The 16,913-nt window shown below is 60.9% G+C and carries 15 protein-coding genes; 11 read left to right on the top strand and 4 right to left on the bottom strand.

The window, feature by feature from the left end; all coding sequences use genetic code 11:
- Positions 1–6: 6 nt before the first annotated feature.
- Positions 7–1,194 carry an acyl-CoA dehydrogenase gene (locus tag BTE54_RS16945; protein ID WP_078053252.1) on the bottom strand — a complete coding sequence of 396 codons (1,188 nt, stop codon included), beginning with the start codon at positions 1,192–1,194 and terminating at the stop codon, positions 7–9.
- Positions 1,195–1,290: 96 nt separating this feature from the next.
- Here BTE54_RS16945 and BTE54_RS16940 point away from each other — a divergent pair, with 96 nt between their 5' ends.
- The 8 genes from BTE54_RS16940 (at position 1,291) to BTE54_RS16905 (ending at position 9,929) form a co-directional block, all read left to right on the top strand.
- The gene (locus tag BTE54_RS16940) at positions 1,291–2,211 is read left to right on the top strand and encodes a LysR family transcriptional regulator (RefSeq protein ID WP_078053251.1); all 921 of its coding nucleotides are present in this window, start codon (positions 1,291–1,293) and stop codon (positions 2,209–2,211) included.
- A 135-nt stretch (positions 2,212–2,346) separates the two neighbouring features.
- The gene (locus BTE54_RS16935; protein WP_078053250.1) at positions 2,347–3,408 is read left to right on the top strand and encodes a LacI family DNA-binding transcriptional regulator; all 1,062 of its coding nucleotides are present in this window, start codon (positions 2,347–2,349) and stop codon (positions 3,406–3,408) included.
- On the top strand, positions 3,405–4,427 hold the full coding sequence (locus BTE54_RS16930) for an ABC transporter substrate-binding protein (protein WP_078053249.1): 1,023 nt from the start codon (positions 3,405–3,407) through the stop codon (positions 4,425–4,427). The genes BTE54_RS16935 and BTE54_RS16930 overlap by 4 nt, the downstream gene beginning before the upstream one ends.
- Positions 4,428–4,594: 167 nt before the next feature.
- Entirely contained in the window at positions 4,595–5,422 is an 828-nt protein-coding gene (locus BTE54_RS16925) for an ABC transporter permease (RefSeq protein WP_078053248.1), read from the top strand.
- Positions 5,419–6,198 carry an ABC transporter permease gene (locus BTE54_RS16920; protein WP_065655279.1) on the top strand — a complete coding sequence of 260 codons (780 nt, stop codon included), beginning with the start codon at positions 5,419–5,421 and terminating at the stop codon, positions 6,196–6,198. Before BTE54_RS16925 ends, BTE54_RS16920 begins: the two co-directional genes overlap by 4 nt.
- Entirely contained in the window at positions 6,191–7,216 is a 1,026-nt protein-coding gene (locus tag BTE54_RS16915; RefSeq protein WP_078053247.1) for an ABC transporter ATP-binding protein, read from the top strand. The genes BTE54_RS16920 and BTE54_RS16915 overlap by 8 nt, the downstream gene beginning before the upstream one ends.
- A 2-nt stretch (positions 7,217–7,218) precedes the next feature.
- Positions 7,219–8,139: a nucleoside hydrolase gene (locus BTE54_RS16910; protein WP_078053246.1), complete on the top strand. Its 921-nt coding sequence runs from the start codon at positions 7,219–7,221 to the stop codon at positions 8,137–8,139.
- Positions 8,136–9,929 (top strand): adenine deaminase, encoded by a 1,794-nt coding sequence (locus BTE54_RS16905; RefSeq protein ID WP_078053245.1) that lies wholly within the window; start codon positions 8,136–8,138, stop codon positions 9,927–9,929. The genes BTE54_RS16910 and BTE54_RS16905 overlap by 4 nt, the downstream gene beginning before the upstream one ends.
- Before the next feature lie 60 nt (positions 9,930–9,989).
- On the opposite strand, the gene BTE54_RS16900 is transcribed toward BTE54_RS16905, so the two are convergent.
- The 3 genes from BTE54_RS16900 to BTE54_RS16890 all read right to left on the bottom strand — a co-directional run bounded on the left by BTE54_RS16900 (position 9,990) and on the right by BTE54_RS16890 (position 13,031).
- Positions 9,990–11,183 carry a hypothetical protein gene (locus tag BTE54_RS16900; protein ID WP_078053244.1) on the bottom strand — a complete coding sequence of 398 codons (1,194 nt, stop codon included), beginning with the start codon at positions 11,181–11,183 and terminating at the stop codon, positions 9,990–9,992.
- Between the two features lie 6 nt (positions 11,184–11,189).
- Complete coding sequence (locus BTE54_RS16895) at positions 11,190–11,648, bottom strand: hypothetical protein (RefSeq protein WP_078053243.1); 459 nt, start codon at positions 11,646–11,648, stop codon at positions 11,190–11,192.
- A gap of 210 nt (positions 11,649–11,858) precedes the next feature.
- The gene (locus BTE54_RS16890; protein ID WP_198939175.1) at positions 11,859–13,031 is read right to left on the bottom strand and encodes a M20 aminoacylase family protein; all 1,173 of its coding nucleotides are present in this window, start codon (positions 13,029–13,031) and stop codon (positions 11,859–11,861) included.
- 209 nt (positions 13,032–13,240) lie between these two features.
- Between BTE54_RS16890 and BTE54_RS16885 the strand changes: the two genes are divergently transcribed.
- The 3 genes from BTE54_RS16885 (at position 13,241) to BTE54_RS16875 (ending at position 16,904) form a co-directional block, all read left to right on the top strand.
- Entirely contained in the window at positions 13,241–13,951 is a 711-nt protein-coding gene (locus tag BTE54_RS16885; RefSeq protein WP_078053241.1) for a phosphoribosyltransferase, read from the top strand.
- A gap of 207 nt (positions 13,952–14,158) precedes the next feature.
- On the top strand, positions 14,159–15,214 hold the full coding sequence (locus BTE54_RS16880) for a dipeptidase (protein ID WP_065655284.1): 1,056 nt from the start codon (positions 14,159–14,161) through the stop codon (positions 15,212–15,214).
- A 49-nt stretch (positions 15,215–15,263) separates the two neighbouring features.
- A complete protein-coding gene (locus tag BTE54_RS16875) occupies positions 15,264–16,904 on the top strand; it encodes an ABC transporter substrate-binding protein (RefSeq protein WP_065655285.1) in 1,641 nt (546 codons plus the stop codon).
- The last annotated feature ends 9 nt before the right edge of the window (positions 16,905–16,913 follow it).

Genomic DNA, 16,913 nt, shown 5'->3' with positions numbered 1-16,913 from the left:
AAAGTCTCAGAAAAACGCCTGAATGCCCGTCTGCGCCCGGCCGAGGATCAGCGCATGGACGTCGTGCGTGCCCTCATAAGTGTTGACCGTCTCAAGGTTCTGGGCGTGGCGCATGACGTGATATTCGATCTGGATGCCGTTGCCGCCATGCATGTCGCGGGCCTGGCGGGCGATATCCAGCGCCTTGCCGCAATTGTTGCGCTTGATGATGGAGATCATTTCCGGCGCCATCTTCTGGTCGTCCATCAGTTGGCCGACGCGGAGCGATGCCTGTAGGCCGAGCGCGATTTCGGTCTGCATGTCGGCGAGCTTCTTCTGGTAAAGCTGCATGCCGGCGAGCGGCTTGCCGAACTGCTTGCGGTCGAGACCATATTGCCGGGCGCGGAGCCAGCAATCTTCCGCAGCCCCCATGACCCCCCAGGAAATGCCGTAACGGGCGCGGTTGAGGCAGCCGAACGGGCCTTTCAGGCCGGAAACATTGGGCAGCAGCGCGTCTTCGCCCACTTCCACACCGTCCAGAACGATCTCACCGGTGATGGAGGCGCGCAGCGACAGCTTGCCGCCGATTTTGGGAGCGGAGAGGCCCTTCATGCCCTTTTCCAGCACGAAGCCGCGGATCTGGTTGTCATGCGCTTCCGATTTCGCCCACACGACGAAGACATCGGCGATTGGCGCATTGGAAATCCACATTTTCGAACCGCGCAGGCGATAGCCGCCGGCAATTTTCTCGGCGCGCGTCTTCATGCCACCGGGATCGGAGCCGGCATCCGGCTCGGTCAGGCCGAAACAGCCGATCAGCTCGCCGGAGACGAGGCCGGGCAGGTATTTCTTCTTCTGCTCGTCAGAGCCATAGGCGAAGATCGGATGGATGACGAGCGAGGACTGCACGCTCATCATCGAGCGGTAACCGCTGTCGATCCGCTCCACCTCGCGGGCGACGAGGCCGTAAGCCACATAGCTGGCATTGGCCGCGCCATATTCTTCCGGCAGGGTGACGCCGAGCAGGCCGGTGCGGCCCATCAGGCGGAACAGTTCCGGCTCGGTGGTCTCGGAAAGATAGGCTTCGGAGACACGCGGCAAGAGTTCGGATTTGCCAAAGGCGGCGGCGGCGTCGCGGATCATCCGCTCGTCGTCGGTCAGTTGGTCTTCGAGCAGAAAAGGGTCCTGCCAATTGAATGCTGCGTGTTCGCTCACGTGATGCCTCCGGATTTGGTGGCCGGATTATTGGTATTCGAGCCAGTCGGCACAAGCCATGTTTACTCATTTTTGCATTACATATAGTAATGGCTGATGACGTCTCTCAGCCGCAAACTCCTGCCTTCCACCAGTGCGCTCGCCGCCTTCGATTCCGTGGCCCGGCTCGGCAGCTTTTCCGCGGCCGCCGATGAGCTTGCCCTGACGCAGGGGGCGATCAGCCGGCAGGTTATGTCACTGGAAGAACAGCTTGGCGTGCGCCTTTTCGAACGCGGCGCACGCGGCGTGGCGCTGACGGCGGAAGGCCGTGTCTATGCAAAATCGATTGCCTCCGCCCTTGGCGAGATACGCTCTGCGTCGCTGCAGATCATGACCAAAACGCATGGCAATACCTTGAACCTCGCCATGCTGCCCACCTTCGGCACCCGCTGGCTTCTGCCGCGTATCCCGGATTTCGTGGCGAACCACCCCGAAATCACCATCAATTTCGCCACCCGCATCGGGCAATTCGATTTTGAGCGTGAGCAGCTGGATATGGCGATCCATATCGGCCAGGCCGATTGGCCGGGGGCGGAAAGCACCTTTCTCATGCATGAAATGGTCGCGCCGGTGTGCAGCCCGCAATTCCTCAGCGCCCACCCGGTGGAAAGGGGCGAGGATATCGCCGCCCTGCCGTTGCTGCACATGGCCTCGCGGCCCGGAGCATGGGGCCACTGGTTCGAAAGCCTGGGACTGTCGCTCGCCTTGCCGCAGGGCATGCGCTTCGAGCAGTTCTCCAGCGTGGCGCAGGCCTGCATCGCCGGGCTCGGTGTGGCGCTGATGCCGCTGTTTCTGATCGATAACGAGCTGAAATCCAAGCAGCTGGTCAAAGCCTTCGATCATCAGGCGAGAAGCCCCAGTTCCTATTATGCGGTGGCGCCGCTTTCGCGTGCCAATCACGTCCCGGTCGTGCTGTTTCGCGATTGGCTGGTGCGCCAGGTTGAGGCTTATCGCGCCGCCAGCACTCAGGCCCTGTAAAAAATAATCGCTCTTTTTTCGGGCATTTAACCTTTGTGCCCAGCTTTTCGCCGTATTTCGCCGGCGCAGGACTCGACAGCGGGCCGCGCCTCGCTTATTCTGATTAAACGTTTAATCAGCCTTCCCGGACCATCCATGGCGTCGTCACGGCCTGCCACCAATCTGAGCGCGATAGCAGCGGCACTAGGCGTGTCGGTTGCAACCGTGTCCAATGCGCTGTCGGGTAAAGGCCGTGTTTCACCTGATCTGGTAGAGCGTATCCGCAAGACGGCAAGTGAACTGGGTTATGTGCCGAGTTCGGCGGGCAGGGCGTTGCGCACCGGCAGAAGCGGTGTTCTGGGGCTGGTTCTGCCTGACATTGCTAACCCGCTCTTCCCGCAGATCGCGCAGGCCATTGAAAAGGCTGCCGTTACTGCCGGTTACGGCGTGCTGATCGCCGACTCCCGCGGCGATATCGCCATGCAGACGGATGCGATCAACCGGCTGATCGAGCGCGGGGTGGATGGTATGGTGGTCGTTCCCCGCCGTGGCACGCGCATTTCCGATGTCGATTGCCCGGTCGCCGTCATCGACAGCCCGTCAACACCGGGCAATACTGTCGCCGCCGACCATTGGGATGGCGGCCGGCAGGTGGGTGACTATCTGGCAGGCCTTGGCCACCGCAAGGTGGTGCTGGTGGGCAAGAACCGCGATTCCAATGTGCAGAACGACCGTCTCGGCGGCATTCGGGATGGTCTTGGCAAGGCCTGCGTGACCCGGACGCTCTGGATCGACAGCATCGAAGAGTCTGACGGTGCGGGTTGCCGGCTGGGGCTTGCCGATCTGGTGGCGGATGGTTTTACCGGCTTTGCCGCCATTTCCGACCTGCATGCGCTGCGGGCGCTGACCGAGTTGCAGCGCGAGGGCATCGAGGTGCCGGAAGAAGCAAGCGTCACCGGTTTCGACGATCTCATCTTTTCCGCCGTGGTCACCCCACCCTTGACGACCATGCGCATGGATATGGGCCGTATCGCCGATCTCGCCGTGGCCGCGCTGCTGCGCGCGATAGACGGCGCCACTGAAAATGGCATCGCGGGCGAAGTGACCGCGGATATTTCGAAAGTACCGATGGCGCTGATCATGCGCGGTTCCACCGGCAAGGCAAAGCATGATGCGATTGAAGCCAAAAAAACGACAGCAGGAGAACTCACACCATGAAAAAGATCATTCTCGCATCGGGCAGCGCCCTGATGCTGACGATGGGGGCCGCTGAGGCGCAGGACAAGACGCTGACGATTTCCGTCTATGCCTTCGCGCAGGACGAATTCAAGGAACTGGTCTATACGCCGTTTGAGCAGAAATGCGGTTGCAAGCTGGTCGTCGAGACCGGCAACAGCGTCGAGCGTCTGGCCAAGATGGAGGCCAACAAGGCCAATCCGGTGGTCGATCTCGCCATCGTCTCCATGGCGGATGCGCTTTCGGCCACCCGCAAGGATCTGATCCAGAAGATCGATGCTTCCAAGGTTCCGAATATCGAAAAGCTCTATGACATCGCCAAGGATCCGAATGGCGACGGCATGAGCGTCGGCGTCAATTTCTACGCCACCTCAATTGTTTACCGCACCGACAAGATGAAGATCGACAGCTGGGCCGATCTTTTGAAGGACGATATCGTCGACCACGTCGCCTTCCCGAATGTTACCACCAATCAGGGCCCGCCGGCGCTTTATATGCTCGGCAAAGCTATCGGCAAGGACACGCCCGATCTTTCCGGCGCCATCGAGGCCGTGGGCGAAAAGAAGGACGACATCGTCACTTTCTACGTCAAATCCTCGCAGTTGGTGCAGTTGATGCAGCAGGAAGAAATCTGGGCAGCCCCGATCGGCCGCTTCTCCTGGGCGCCTTTCACCAAGCTCGACCTGCCGCTTGCCTGGGCGACGCCCAAGGAAGGCCAGACCGGCGGCATGAACGTGCTCGTGGTGCCGAAGGGCACGAAAAACGAAGATCTGGCGTTGCAGTTCATGGATTTCTGGCTATCGACCGACGTTCAGAAGGCGCTGGCCGAAAAGCTGGTGGACAGCCCGACCAACAGGGAAGTCAAGGTTTCCGATGAGGTGGCGAATAACATCACCTATGGCGACGAAACCGCAAAAAGCCTCCAGCTCATTCCGTCCGACGTGACGCTTGATAACCGCGACAAGTGGCTGTCGGAGTGGAACGCGAAGGTGGGCCAGTAAGCCCATTCACCGTTTGGAATGGGGCATTTAAATGTCCGCAAGGGCGGCTCCATTCCCGGAAAAGCGGTTCGGTCGTCCCCTGACCGCTTTTCCACCCTTTTTGATCGTAGGCCGGCGCGTCTGGCTGCCGTAACAACCGGCCCTCAGGCCGTTCAGGGAATAAACCCATGTTTCAGAACCGGGCCGAAGCGCTGGCGCTTGCCTTGCCTGCCGCAATTTTCGCGGCGGCGGTCTTTCTTGTGCCGGTCTTCATCCTGCTGTCGGAGGGCTTCCGCACCGCCGACGGCTGGACGTTGTCGGCTTATGCCGATTTCTTCACCGATCCGCTGAACCAGACGGTTTTCCTGCGCACCCTGAAGCTCGGCGCGCTTGTCACCATCGTCTCGGCGGTGGTGGGTTATGCGGCGGCCTTCGCCATCGTCAACCTGTCGCAGGGCGCGAAGGGGCACGTCGTCAATCTGGTCGTGCTGCCGCTGATGATTTCGCCTGTCGCCCGCACCTATGCCTGGATCGTCATTCTGGGTCGAACCGGCATCGTCAATCAGGCGCTGCAGGCTGTCGGCCTGAGTGACGGGCCGATCCGTATCCTGTTTTCCGAAACAGCCGTCTTCATCGGCCTTCTGCAATTGTTCCTGCCATTGATGATCATCTCGCTCATCAGTGCGCTTGAGAATATGCCGAAGGATACGATTGCGGCTGCCCGAGTGCTCGGCGCAAGCTGGCTGCAGGTGTTCTGGAAGGTCATCCTGCCGCTCACCAAGGAAGGGTTGGTCGTCGGTGGCACGCTGGTCTTCACCGGTTCGCTCACGGCCTATATCACGCCCGCCATTCTCGGCGGCTCGAAGGTGCTGATGCTGGAAACCCTGCTTTACCAGCAGGTGACGGTTTCCAACAATTTCGTCTCCGCGAGCGTCATCGCCTTCATCCTGATCGTCATGAGCTTTGCCGCCAATATTCTGCTGAAGCGCATCGCCACCGCAAGGAACAAGAAATGACCCGGCAGCTCTTCATTCCGCTCACGCTTCTGCTTGTCGTCGGTTTCCTGATCGGGCCGTTCCTCATCATCGTCGCGGCCTCGTTTTCGGCCGGCGATACGCTCGCCTTTCCGCCGCAGGGCTTTTCGCTGAAGTGGATCGCCAAGGTCTTTACCGTTGAGAGCTTCCGGGAAAGCTTTGCCATGTCGATGTTCCTCGCCATCGGCGGCACGTTTGCGGCGCTCATCCTCGGCATCCCCGCTTCTTACGCCATGTCGCGCTACAAGCTACCTTTTGCCGAGACGGTGCGCACCATCGTTTCCGCGCCGATCATCGTGCCCGGCATCATCGTGGGTCTCGCGCTGCTGCGTTATTTCGTCGTGCCTTTCGGCATCGGCATCACGCTTGCGTTGTTCCTCGCCCACACCGCGCTCATCCTGCCCTATGCGGTGCGGGTGGTGTCGGCCAGCCTCAACAATCTGCGCTCGGATATCGAGGAGGCGGCGGTGCTGCTCGGCTCGTCGCGGGTCGGGGCGTTTTTCCGCGTCGTGTTGCCGAATATTCGCGGCGGCATTCTCTCAGCCTTCATTCTCGGTTTCGTAACGAGCTTCAACCAGGTGCCGGTGTCGCTGTTCCTGTCAGGCCCCGGCGTTCGCACGCTGCCCATCGACATGCTGGGTTACATGGAAATCGTCTTCGATCCTTCCGTGGCCGCACTCTCCTCGCTGCTCGCCTTCCTTTCCATCGGCATCGTCTTCATGGCCGAACGTTTTCTGGGGTTCTCCCGTTATGTCTGACGCAAATTACCTTTCGCTCAACAAAGTCTCGCTCGCCTATGGCGGCAATGTCGCCGTCAAGGACCTCGATCTCGATATCCGCAAGGGCGAGCTGCTCGCGCTTCTCGGGCCTTCCGGCTGCGGCAAGACCACGACGATGCGCGCCATTGCCGGGCTGATGCCGGTGGCGGGAGGACGTATCGATCTCGATGGGGCAGACATTACCCGGGTGGCCGCGAACAAGCGTGCCGTGGGTCTGGTGTTCCAGTCCTATGCGCTCTTCCCGCATCTGACGGTCTATGAAAACGTCGCCTTCGGCCTGAAGCTCAAGGGCATGAACGGCAAGGCGCTGGAAGACAAGGTCGCCTCCGGCCTGAAATCGGTGGGCTTGTCCAGCTTCGCCTCGCGAAAGCCTGCGGAGCTTTCCGGCGGCCAGCAGCAGCGCGTGGCGCTGGCGCGCTCCATGGTCATGGAGCCGAAGGTGCTCTTGCTCGATGAGCCGCTCTCCAACCTCGATGCCCGCCTGCGCCTTGAAATGCGCACCGAATTGCAGCGCGTGCAGAAGGAAACCGGCGTGACGATGATCTTCGTCACCCATGACCAGATCGAGGCTTTGGCGCTCGCCGACCGCATTGTCGTCATGAAGGGCGGCAAGATTGAGCAGATCGGTACGCCGGAAGAGATCTACAACGCGCCGGTTTCATCCTTCGTGGCGGATTTCGTCGGCTTCGAAAACATCTTCGCGCTGGAAGGCGGCGCGCTCAAAACCGCAAACGGCGCAACACCGCTTCCCGGACCAGTCCTTTCAGCATCCGGACTGGCCTGGCGGCCGCGCATGGTCACCCTCGGTTCAGGTCCTTTCCAGGGAACCGTGCGCGGCACCTCCTTTGCCGGCAACAGCCGCGAATATCTGCTCGATACGCCGCTTGGCCCCATCAAGGCGGAAACGGACGCCGCCCTGACCTCCCACGCAATCGGCGATACGCTCGCCTTCGACCTGCCGGTCGAAAAAGCGGCGAGCCTCAAGGTGTTCAACTGACCATGGGTGTATGGATCGATACCGATATGGGCTTCGACGATATCGCCGCCATCATGGTGGTGCAATCGTCGGGCCTTGCCATCGACGGCATTTCGCTGGTCTTCGGCAACGCGACACTTCAGGCCGTCTGCCGCAATGCCGCAGGCGCCGTCTCAGCCTTCGGCTGGTCGATGCCGATCCATCAGGGCCGCACCATGCCGGTGCTCGGTGCACTCGAAACCGCGCAATGCATTCTGGGCGATAACGGCATTCCGACCGTCGGCCAAAACTTGCCGGATGCGCCGATCTTGCCGAAAAGCGATGCCTTTGCCGCCCTGTGCAACTGGCTTGAGGGTGATGGTGAGAAGCGCATTCTGGCACTCGGCCCACTCACCAATATCGCCGCGCTTTGCCTTGCCCGGCCTGATCTTGCCGCCAGAATTTCCGATCTCACCTGGATGGGTGGTGGCGTGACCAGCGGCAACCACACGGCCTCGGCCGAATTCAACGCCTTTGCCGATCCGGAAGCGCTGGCCATCGTGCTCTCCCACGGCCTGCCGTTGCGCATGGTCGATCTGGACGCCTGCCGCAAAGTCACCGCCTCGCCGGCCGATGTGCTGCCGATCCGTAATGCCGGCGGCAAGAATGCCGGGCTGATCGCCGATCTGCTGGAAGGTTTCATCGGCATCGCCACCAGCCGTGGCAGAGCTGCCATGGCGCTTTACGATCCCGTTGCCGCCGTCGCATTCGTCTCCGGTCTCATCGGTTGGCGTCATGCGCGGATCGATGTCGAGCTTCAGGCGACGCTGACGCGCGGGCGAACCGTGGTCGAGACGCGCGCTGAGAAAGCTCACGCCTTCAACGCGCATTTCGCCGAAACGGTGGATGCCGAAGGTGCGAAGACGGCGATTCTCGAGGCGTTGCGCCGGGAGGCCGCCCGATGAGCGCGAACTTTCCGACACGCGAGCCTGCCGATCTCACCGATGATGCGCTGCGCAGCCGCGCGGTCGCCGCCGCACGCGGCGATGCACCTTTCGATGTTCTCGTCAGCGGCGGAACATTGGTGGATGTGGTGACGGGAGAGCTTCGCGCCGCCGATATCGGCATTGTCGGCGCTTTGATCGCCAGCGTGCACGAGCGAGCAAGCCGCAGCGACGCTGCACGGATCATCGATGCGGCAGGCGCCTATGTCTCGCCCGGCCTCATCGACACACATATGCATATCGAAAGCTCGATGGTCACGCCGGCCGCCTATGCGGCAGCCGTGGTTGCCCGTGGCGTCACCACCATCGTCTGGGACCCGCATGAATTCGGCAATGTGCATGGGGTGGAAGGGGTGCGCTGGGCGGCGAAATCCATCCAGAACCTGCCCCTGCGCGCCATTCTGCTCGCGCCCTCCTGCGTGCCTTCCGCACCGGGGCTGGAGCGCGGCGGGGCGGATTTCGACGCTGCCACTCTCGCCGATATCCTGTCGTGGCCGCAGGTCGGCGGTGTCGCGGAAATCATGAATATGCGCGGCGTCATCGAGCGCGATCCGCGCATGAGCGGCATCGTGCAGGCCGGGCTTGCCTCGGAAAAGCTGGTCTGCGGCCATGCACGCGGCCTGAAGGGCGCCGATCTCAACGCCTTCATGGCGGCGGGCGTTTCTTCCGATCACGAGCTGGTCTCGGGCGAAGACCTGATGGCGAAACTGCGGGCAGGAATGACGATTGAGTTGCGCGGCTCGCACGATCACCTGCTACCGGAATTCGTGGAAGCGCTGAACGCCCTCGGCCACCTGCCGCAGACGGTGACACTCTGTACCGACGACGTCTTCCCCGATGATCTGCTACGAGGCGGTGGGCTTGACGATGTGGTGCGCCGCCTCGTCCGTTATGGCCTGAAGCCCGAATGGGCGCTGCGCGCCGCAACGCTCAATGCCGCGCAAAGGCTCGGCCGTGCCGATCTCGGCCTCATCGCCGCCGGCCGTCGCGCCGATATCGTCGTCTTTGAGGATTTGAGCGGTTTTGCCGCCCGCCACGTTCTGGCCGAGGGCAGGGCGGTTGCGGAAGGCGGGCATATGCTCGTCGACGTTCAGGCCTGCGATGCGGCGGCGCTCGAAGGCTCGATGAAGCTGCCGCTGCGCGCAGCCGATGATTTCCGGGTTGCCTGCGAAGGGGCAAAGGTACGCCTCGCCACCATCGACCGCCCGCGCTTCACGCAATGGGGCGAGGCGGAAGCCGAGGTGAAGGACGGTTTCGTCGTTCCCCCTGAGGGCGCCACGATGATTTCCGTCACCCATCGCCACGGCATGGCCGAGCCGATCACCAGAACCGGCTTTCTCACCGGCTGGGGAAACTGGAACGGCGCCTTCGCCACCACCGTCTCGCATGACAGCCACAACCTCACCGTTTTCGGCGGTAATGCGGAGGACATGGCGCTCGCCGCAAATGCGGTGATAAAGGCCGGCGGCGGCATGGCTGTCGCTTCCGAAGGCAGGGTGACCGCACTTCTCCCGTTGCCGCTTTCCGGCCTCGTTTCCGATGCCCCGCTTGACGACGTGGCAAAGGCTTTCGAAGAATTGCGCGAAGCCGTCGGCAGGCTGGTGGAATGGCAGCCGCCCTATCTCGTCTTCAAGGCCTGCTTCGGCGCCACACTCGCCTGCAATATCGGCCCGCACCAGACAGATATGGGCATTGCCGATGTGTTGACGGGCAGGGTGATGGAAAGCCCGGTGATTTCGGTGGTGGGGTGAGCGCAGGCGTTTACTGCGCGCTCTTTTCCGACCCTGTGAATGGGTTCAGGCGAGCGGCGGTTAAACAGAGAGGGAGCCGCCTACCTGCTTTTCGGCCCAGTCATGCGCCCAGCTGGCGCGCGAGCAATAACCCCGGCTGCCATCCTCGCCGAAAAACACGCCGGCCCAGAGCGGTGTCGCATCGTCCGTCAGAACCCAGCCGCCTGAATCGCCCTGCGTCGGCATGGGCGTGACGAGATGCCCGAGCGCGCCGCCGATCGGGATGACGGGCTGCGGCTTGAGTTCGATCTGGTCGCGAAAACAATAGGTCGAGGTGCCGTCCGTGAAGGCGTAGCTGATCGCCAGCGAGCCGAGCTTGCACTTATAGGTGCCGCTTTTGCCCCTGAGGGTCACGTTTTGCCCCGGCGTCAGGCTGGCGGCCACCCCGCCCAATGAAGACGCTGCCGGTGCTTTGGTCAGTTCGATCAGCGAGAAGTCGAACATATTCACAGGCGGATCGTTGCCGGGATAGGGATTGGGTATCGGCAGTACCACAGGATCGCAGACCGTCTGCGCCGGTAAGGGATGGAGCTTGGTATGATGTATCACCGTGCCGATCCGTTTTCCCGATACATCTAAAATATCGTCGCCGGTGTTGGCGACATGGGCGCAGGTCATGCCGTATTGTTTTTTGCGCGCGTTGGTCAGCGTCCCGCCATAGGTGCCGGTTTCGCCGGCGCTGGTGGTGATTTCATCGCCGGCCGCAAAGGCAAGCCTTGCCCTTGGACGTTCCTCTATCCGGGCGGAAGCGACACTCCCATTAATGAGAGCGGTTAATTGGCGAAGCGCCGCAATGTCGCTACCGTCCTCCAGAGACTCGGGCGCAGCTTTTGCCGGGGTCTTGAGTGGACCGTAAACGATGGTCATCACGACAGGACCGCTTCTCGTTGGGCGCGGGATCGCGTCCCACAGCGAAACGTTGCGCTTGAGGTCGCGGCGCCTATATCCTTGATAGGGCGTCTGGAACGGCCATTCCGGAAAAGCGAGGGGCAATCTCCACCAGTCGCGAAAAGGGCGACCGTCGAGAAGATACTCATACCGGTAGCGTTCGCCTTCCGGCAAGACGCCATCTTCTATATCGTAAAGCAGCATCCATAACGGATCCACGTCGAGGGTGAAGCCATGCACGATGGGGATTTCCGAGGCCGCCCGTGCCAATTGCGTCATGGCTTCGGAAGCGTCGAAATAGGCGCGCAGGTCCTCATAGGTCGGCATGGCCGCTTACTCCGGTTTGGGTTCGAAAAACCCGGCCACAAAGGTGAAGATTGGCGCGAGCAGGCCGGCCGCGAAAACGCTGTACCACTGGTGGACGAGAAAGACGGAGCCGCTCAGCGTATAGGCCCAGAGCACGAAGGCGATGGTGGAGATGATGGCATTCAAGACCCATGGCTGGCCCGAGAGTTTACGGCGGTAGAGATAGATCGGAGTACCGATGATGCCGAGGGCGAGAATTGCCCAGCTGACGATCACGGCCTGCGTGGGGACGACGCTGTCCGCCGTCAGCATGCTCAACCCGTAATGGGAATTGACCATTTTATCGACTGCAACATATAGGGCCACGGACTCTGCCGGAATATATTTGATAAGACGGTCGCGATAATCGTCAGGCGGCAGGTTTTTTAGCGACTTGGAGGCCAGACGCCCGTTGATCGCACTTTTTGGCACAACAAGTCTCGTCATGATGCTTGCCCGTTTGAAAAATTAGACCGGAAATAAATAACAAATGCGACTATACCGTGTATGTATACTAAATAAACGGTTGAGTCTATTGGATGTCGATGTATATGGGGTAGAATTATTGCGCGTAAGCAGTATTGTTTCGCCCCGATGCCGCGGGGCGATTATTGATCGGACGCTTCACATCTGAAAGCTGTGCCGGAAAGGCCACTTTCACTCCGCCGCCAGTTCCTGCTCCACCAGCGTCGCCCAGAACGCCACGCCCGGCACGATGGCCGCATCGTTAAAGTCGTAGGAGGTGTTGTGGTGCAGCGCGCCATCCACCGCCGGACCGTTGCCGAGCCAGACATAGCAGCCGGGCGCTTCGCCTGCGAAGAAGGCGAAATCGTCGCCGGCGGTCGAGGGCGGGAAGGCGTTGCGGGTCCTGTTGCCGAAGACGGTTCTTGCGGCGCGCAGCGCCCGTTTCGTCGCATCCGCCTCGTTGATGACGGGTGGAATCCGGCGGATGAACTCATAACTTGCTTCGATGCCGAACATCGCCGCCGTGCCCTTGGCCAGCCTGCCGATTTCCGCCTCCAGCTGGTCTCGCACTTGAGGCGCATAGGCGCGCGCGGTACCGCCGATTTCGATGAGATCTGGGATCACATTAAGTGCCTTGGGGTCGCCTGCCTGCACCGAACAGGCACTGACGACGGCCGGCTGCAATGGGTCGACCACGCGGCCGACGATAGTTTGCAGCGAGGCGAGGAAGGTGCCGGCCGCCGTTACCGGATCGCGACCGAGATGCGGCTTGGCGCCGTGGGTGCCGACGCCTTTGAAGGTGACGCGCCAACTGTCCGACGAGGCAAGCTGCGGTCCTTCCACCACCGCCATTTCGTCGATGCCCAGCCCCGGCATGTTGTGCAGGCCATAGACCGCATCGCAGGGGAACAGCTCGAAAAGCCCGTCCTCGACCATTTTTTTTGCGCCGCCACGGCCTTCTTCGGCCGGCTGGAAGATGAAATGCACGGTGCCGGAAAAATCGCGGGTCTTTGCCAGATAACGCGCCGCACCCAGCAGCATGGCGGTGTGGCCGTCATGGCCGCAGGCATGCATCTTGCCGGGGAATTTCGATTTGTAGGGGCGGTCTGGAACCTCAGGCATGGCAAGGGCATCCATGTCTGCGCGAAGACCAATGCTGCGCGTGCCGTTGCCCACCTGCAGCGTGCCGACCACGCCGGTGCCGCCGAGACCGCGATTCACCTTCAGCCCGGCGCGCTCGAGAAGATCGGCGACGATGGCGCTCGTTCTCTCCTCTTCGAAACCCAGTTCCGGATGCGCGTGCAGATCATGACGGAGTTCCGTCAGGAATGGCAGGTCCTCGCCGATCCGGTCCAGCAGTCTCATGGGAAGCTTGTCCTTGAATGTGGGAAAAACCCGCGTCATAGGTGGGTTTGTCCAAATGCCTGTTGCTTTTTTCTCTTCTAACGGAAAAAGCCAATGAAATGAACCCGCAGCGTCTCTGTGGTTGCTAAAATGATGAATCTGCCGAACGGGATTGGCGTGGCCGAAAACCGTCTCCGCCATGCGCCATCCCTGTTCTGAAAGGAAAACAGATGCCGTCACCAGCATCGCCCGCCATCGCCCCGTCTCCCTCCGCGCCGCATGAGTTCTGGCAGCAGATCCATCCGCCCCGGAGCTTCGAAACAGCAGGCGCATATTCCACATTCTTTCCGGCGGAACTGGATGATGGAAGGCAGATCTGTCTGCCCATACGGCCGCTTGCGGACGGAGAGCACGCGCTTGCATCGCTCATCGTCAACCAGGCTTCCTTTGAGGTTCTGGAGGCGCTGGCCGCCGATCTTGCCGCAAAGCTTCTTCCCTTCAAGCCGGATGTCGTTATCGGCCTGCCGACGCTCGGCCTGACGCTTGCGGCCGCCGTTGCCCGCCATCTTGGCCATTCCCGTTACGTGCCGCTCGGCACTTCACGCAAATTCTGGTATCTGGAGGAACTGTCGGTGCCGATGTCCTCCATCACCACAAGGCAGGAAAAACGGCTTTATATCGATCCGCGCATGCTGCCGCTCATCGAGAACCGGCGGGTGGCGCTGGTGGATGATGTGATCTCCAGCGGCAGCTCCATCATAGCGGGTCTTTCCCTTCTCGCCGCCTCCGGCATTCGGCCCGCCGTCATCGGCGCGGCCATGCTGCAATCAGATCGCTGGCGGGAAAAAATCGCCGCTTTCGGGCCGGAATGGCCGGAGCGGGTGAGGGGTGTTTTTTCAACGCCGCTGCTCACCAAAGCGGAAGGCGGCTGGCGCGCCTGACGAAGCGCAAATTCCGGCAAAAGGCAAGTGGTGATAATTTCACCGCTGCCTAATTTGTGTCTTGCGAAGCTCGAAGAGATCGTCCTAAGATCGCCCCCGACAGACAATAGCGGTCGGCGAACAATGCGCCGGTTTGCTTTCGCGCGGTGTCATCCCGGCGTCTGCCCGCCCCCGTTTTGTTCTTTCCGATGACTGGAATTTCTTCCCATGCATGCAGTATTCGACGGTCATAATGATGTGCTGCTTCGGTTGTGGCGCAACAGCAAGGCCGGTGCCGATCCGGTGGCCGAATTCAGGAATGGCACGCGCGAAGGCCATATAGACGGCCCGCGTGCGAGGGCAGGCGGTCTCGGCGGCGGCATATGCGCGATCTATATTCCCTCCGGCGATCTCATCCTGCAGGAACCGGATGAAAGCGGCCACTACAACACGCCGCTCGCTTCCCCACTGGAGCGCCAGCCTTCGCTCGATATCGCCATGGAAAAGGCGGCGATTGCGCTGAGGCTCGACCGCGCCGGCGCGTGGCGGCTTTGCCGCTCCACGGCCGATATCCGCAAGGCCTTTGCCGAGGATATCTTCGCCGCCGTGCTGCACATGGAAGGCTGCGAGGCGATCGACGCCGATCTCGATGCGCTTGAGGTGTTTTACGCCGCCGGCCTGCGCTCGCTCGGCCCGGTCTGGAGCCGGCACAATATCTTCGGCCATGGCGTTCCTTTCTCTTATCCCATGTCTCCCGATACGGCGCCCGGCCTCACCGATGCCGGTTTTGCGCTGGTGAAGGAATGCAACAGGCTCGGCATTCTCATCGATCTCGCGCATATCACCGAAAAAGGCTTCTGGGATGTGGCGAAGACCACCAACCAGCCGCTGATCGCCAGCCATTCCAATGCGCATGCGCTTACCCCCGTGGCCCGCAATCTCACCGACAGGCAGATGGATGCCATCAAGGAAAGCGGCGGGCTGGTGGGTCTCAACTACGCTGTGACCATGCTGCGGGCGGATGCTCGCGACATTGCCGATACGCCGCTTTCCGACATGGTGCGCCATATCGATTACATGGTGGAGCGCATGGGCATCGATTGCGTGGCGCTGGGATCGGACTTCGACGGCGCGACGATACCCGTCGGCGTTGCCGATGCGAGCGGCAATCACAATCTGGTTGCGGCGCTGAAATCGGCGGGCTACGGTGATGGAGAACTTGCTAAAATATGCCGGGAAAACTGGCTGCGTGTTTTGTCTCAGGCCTGGCACGAGGCGGCCTGAGAAGAGCTGAAGCGAACCAAATCAAGCTTATAACAAAAGGGGAGATCCTATGATCAAATCGCTCAACAAATCCATGCGTATTCTGAGCACCAGCGCCGCTTTGTCGCTAATGATGCTGGCCGCGCCCCATGCTTTTGCCGCAACGCCGGCCGATACGCTGGTCGAAGGTTTCGCCATCGATGACATCATCACGCTCGATCCGGGCGAGGCATTCGAGCTGTCCGCAGCTGAAGTCACCGGCAACACCTACAGCAAGCTGGTTTCCATCGATCTTAACGACACGTCCAAGGTTATCGGCGATCTGGCCGAAAGCTGGACGACCTCCGACGATGGTCTCACCTATACGTTCAAGCTGAAATCCGGCCTGAAATTCGCGTCGGGCAATCCGGTCACGGCCGATGATGTGGCTTTCTCCTTCGAACGCGCCGTGAAGCTCGACAAGTCGCCGGCATTCCTGCTGACGCAGTTCGGCCTCAGCGGTGACAACGTCACCGAAAAGGCGAAGGCCGCGGATGCGAACACCTTCGTTCTGACGGTCGACAAGCCCTATGCGCCGAGCTTCGTGCTGAACGTGCTGACCGCAACCGTCGCTTCGGTGGTCGACAAGAAATTCGTGACGGAAAAGGCCAAGTCGGTCACGCCGAGCGCCGACTACAAATACGACACGGATTTCGGCAACGAGTTCCTGAAGACCGGTTATGCCGGTTCCGGCCCTTACAAGATTCTCGGCTGGAAGGCCAACGAAGCCGTCATCCTCGAAGCCAACCCGAATTATTACGGCGAGAAGCCGAAGCTGAAGCGCGTCGTCTATCGCCACATGAAGGAAAGCTCGGGCCAGCGCCTGGCGCTTGAAAACGGCGATATCGATGTGGCCCGCAACCTCGAGCCGGGCGACATGGAAGCCGTTTCCAAGAAGGAAGGCCTTGCCGTCACCTCCGCGCCGAAGGGCACAGTCTATTATTTCAGCCTCAACCAGAAGAACGAGAACCTGAAGAAGCCCGAAGTCATCGAAGCCTTCAAATATCTGGTCGACTACGATGCCATCGGTGCGACGATCATCAAGGGCATCGGCGAAGTTCACCAGACCTTCCTGCCGAAGGGCCAGCTCGGCGCGCTTGACGAGAACCCCTACAAGCTGGACGTCGCCAAGGCGAAGGAGCTTCTCGCCAAGGCCGGCCTGAAGGACGGCTTCACCGTGTCCATGGATGTGCGCAACACCCAGCCGGTAACCGGCATTGCCGAAAGCGTGCAGCAGACGCTGGCGCAGGCCGGTATCAAGCTGGAAATCATCCCCGGCGACGGCAAGCAGACGCTGACCAAATATCGCGCCCGCACGCATGATATCTACATTGGCCAGTGGGGTTCGGACTATTTCGACCCGAACTCGAATGCGGAAACCTTCACCATCAACTACGACAATTCCGACGAGGGCAAGAACAAGACGCTCGCCTGGCGCAATGCCTGGGACGTTCCTGACCTGACCAAGGAAACCCAGTCGGCGCTTCTGGAGAAGGACAGCGCCAAGCGCGCCGCCATCTATGAAAACCTGCAGAAGGAAGTTCTGGCGAAGGGTCCCTTCGTCATCATCTTCCAGCAGACGGAAGTGGCGGGATATTCCGCCAAGCTGAAGGGCCTGAAGCTCGGACCGAGCTTCGACACCAACTTCGTCTACACCATTTCCAAGGAATGATCCGGAAGG

The sequence above is a fragment of the Agrobacterium sp. YIC 4121 genome (assembly GCF_002008205.1).
In the GTDB taxonomy this organism is placed as follows: Bacteria; Pseudomonadota; Alphaproteobacteria; order Rhizobiales; family Rhizobiaceae; genus Agrobacterium; species Agrobacterium leguminum.
Note: the sequence above shows the minus strand (reverse complement) of the source record. Positions and strands in the feature narration are given on the sequence as shown.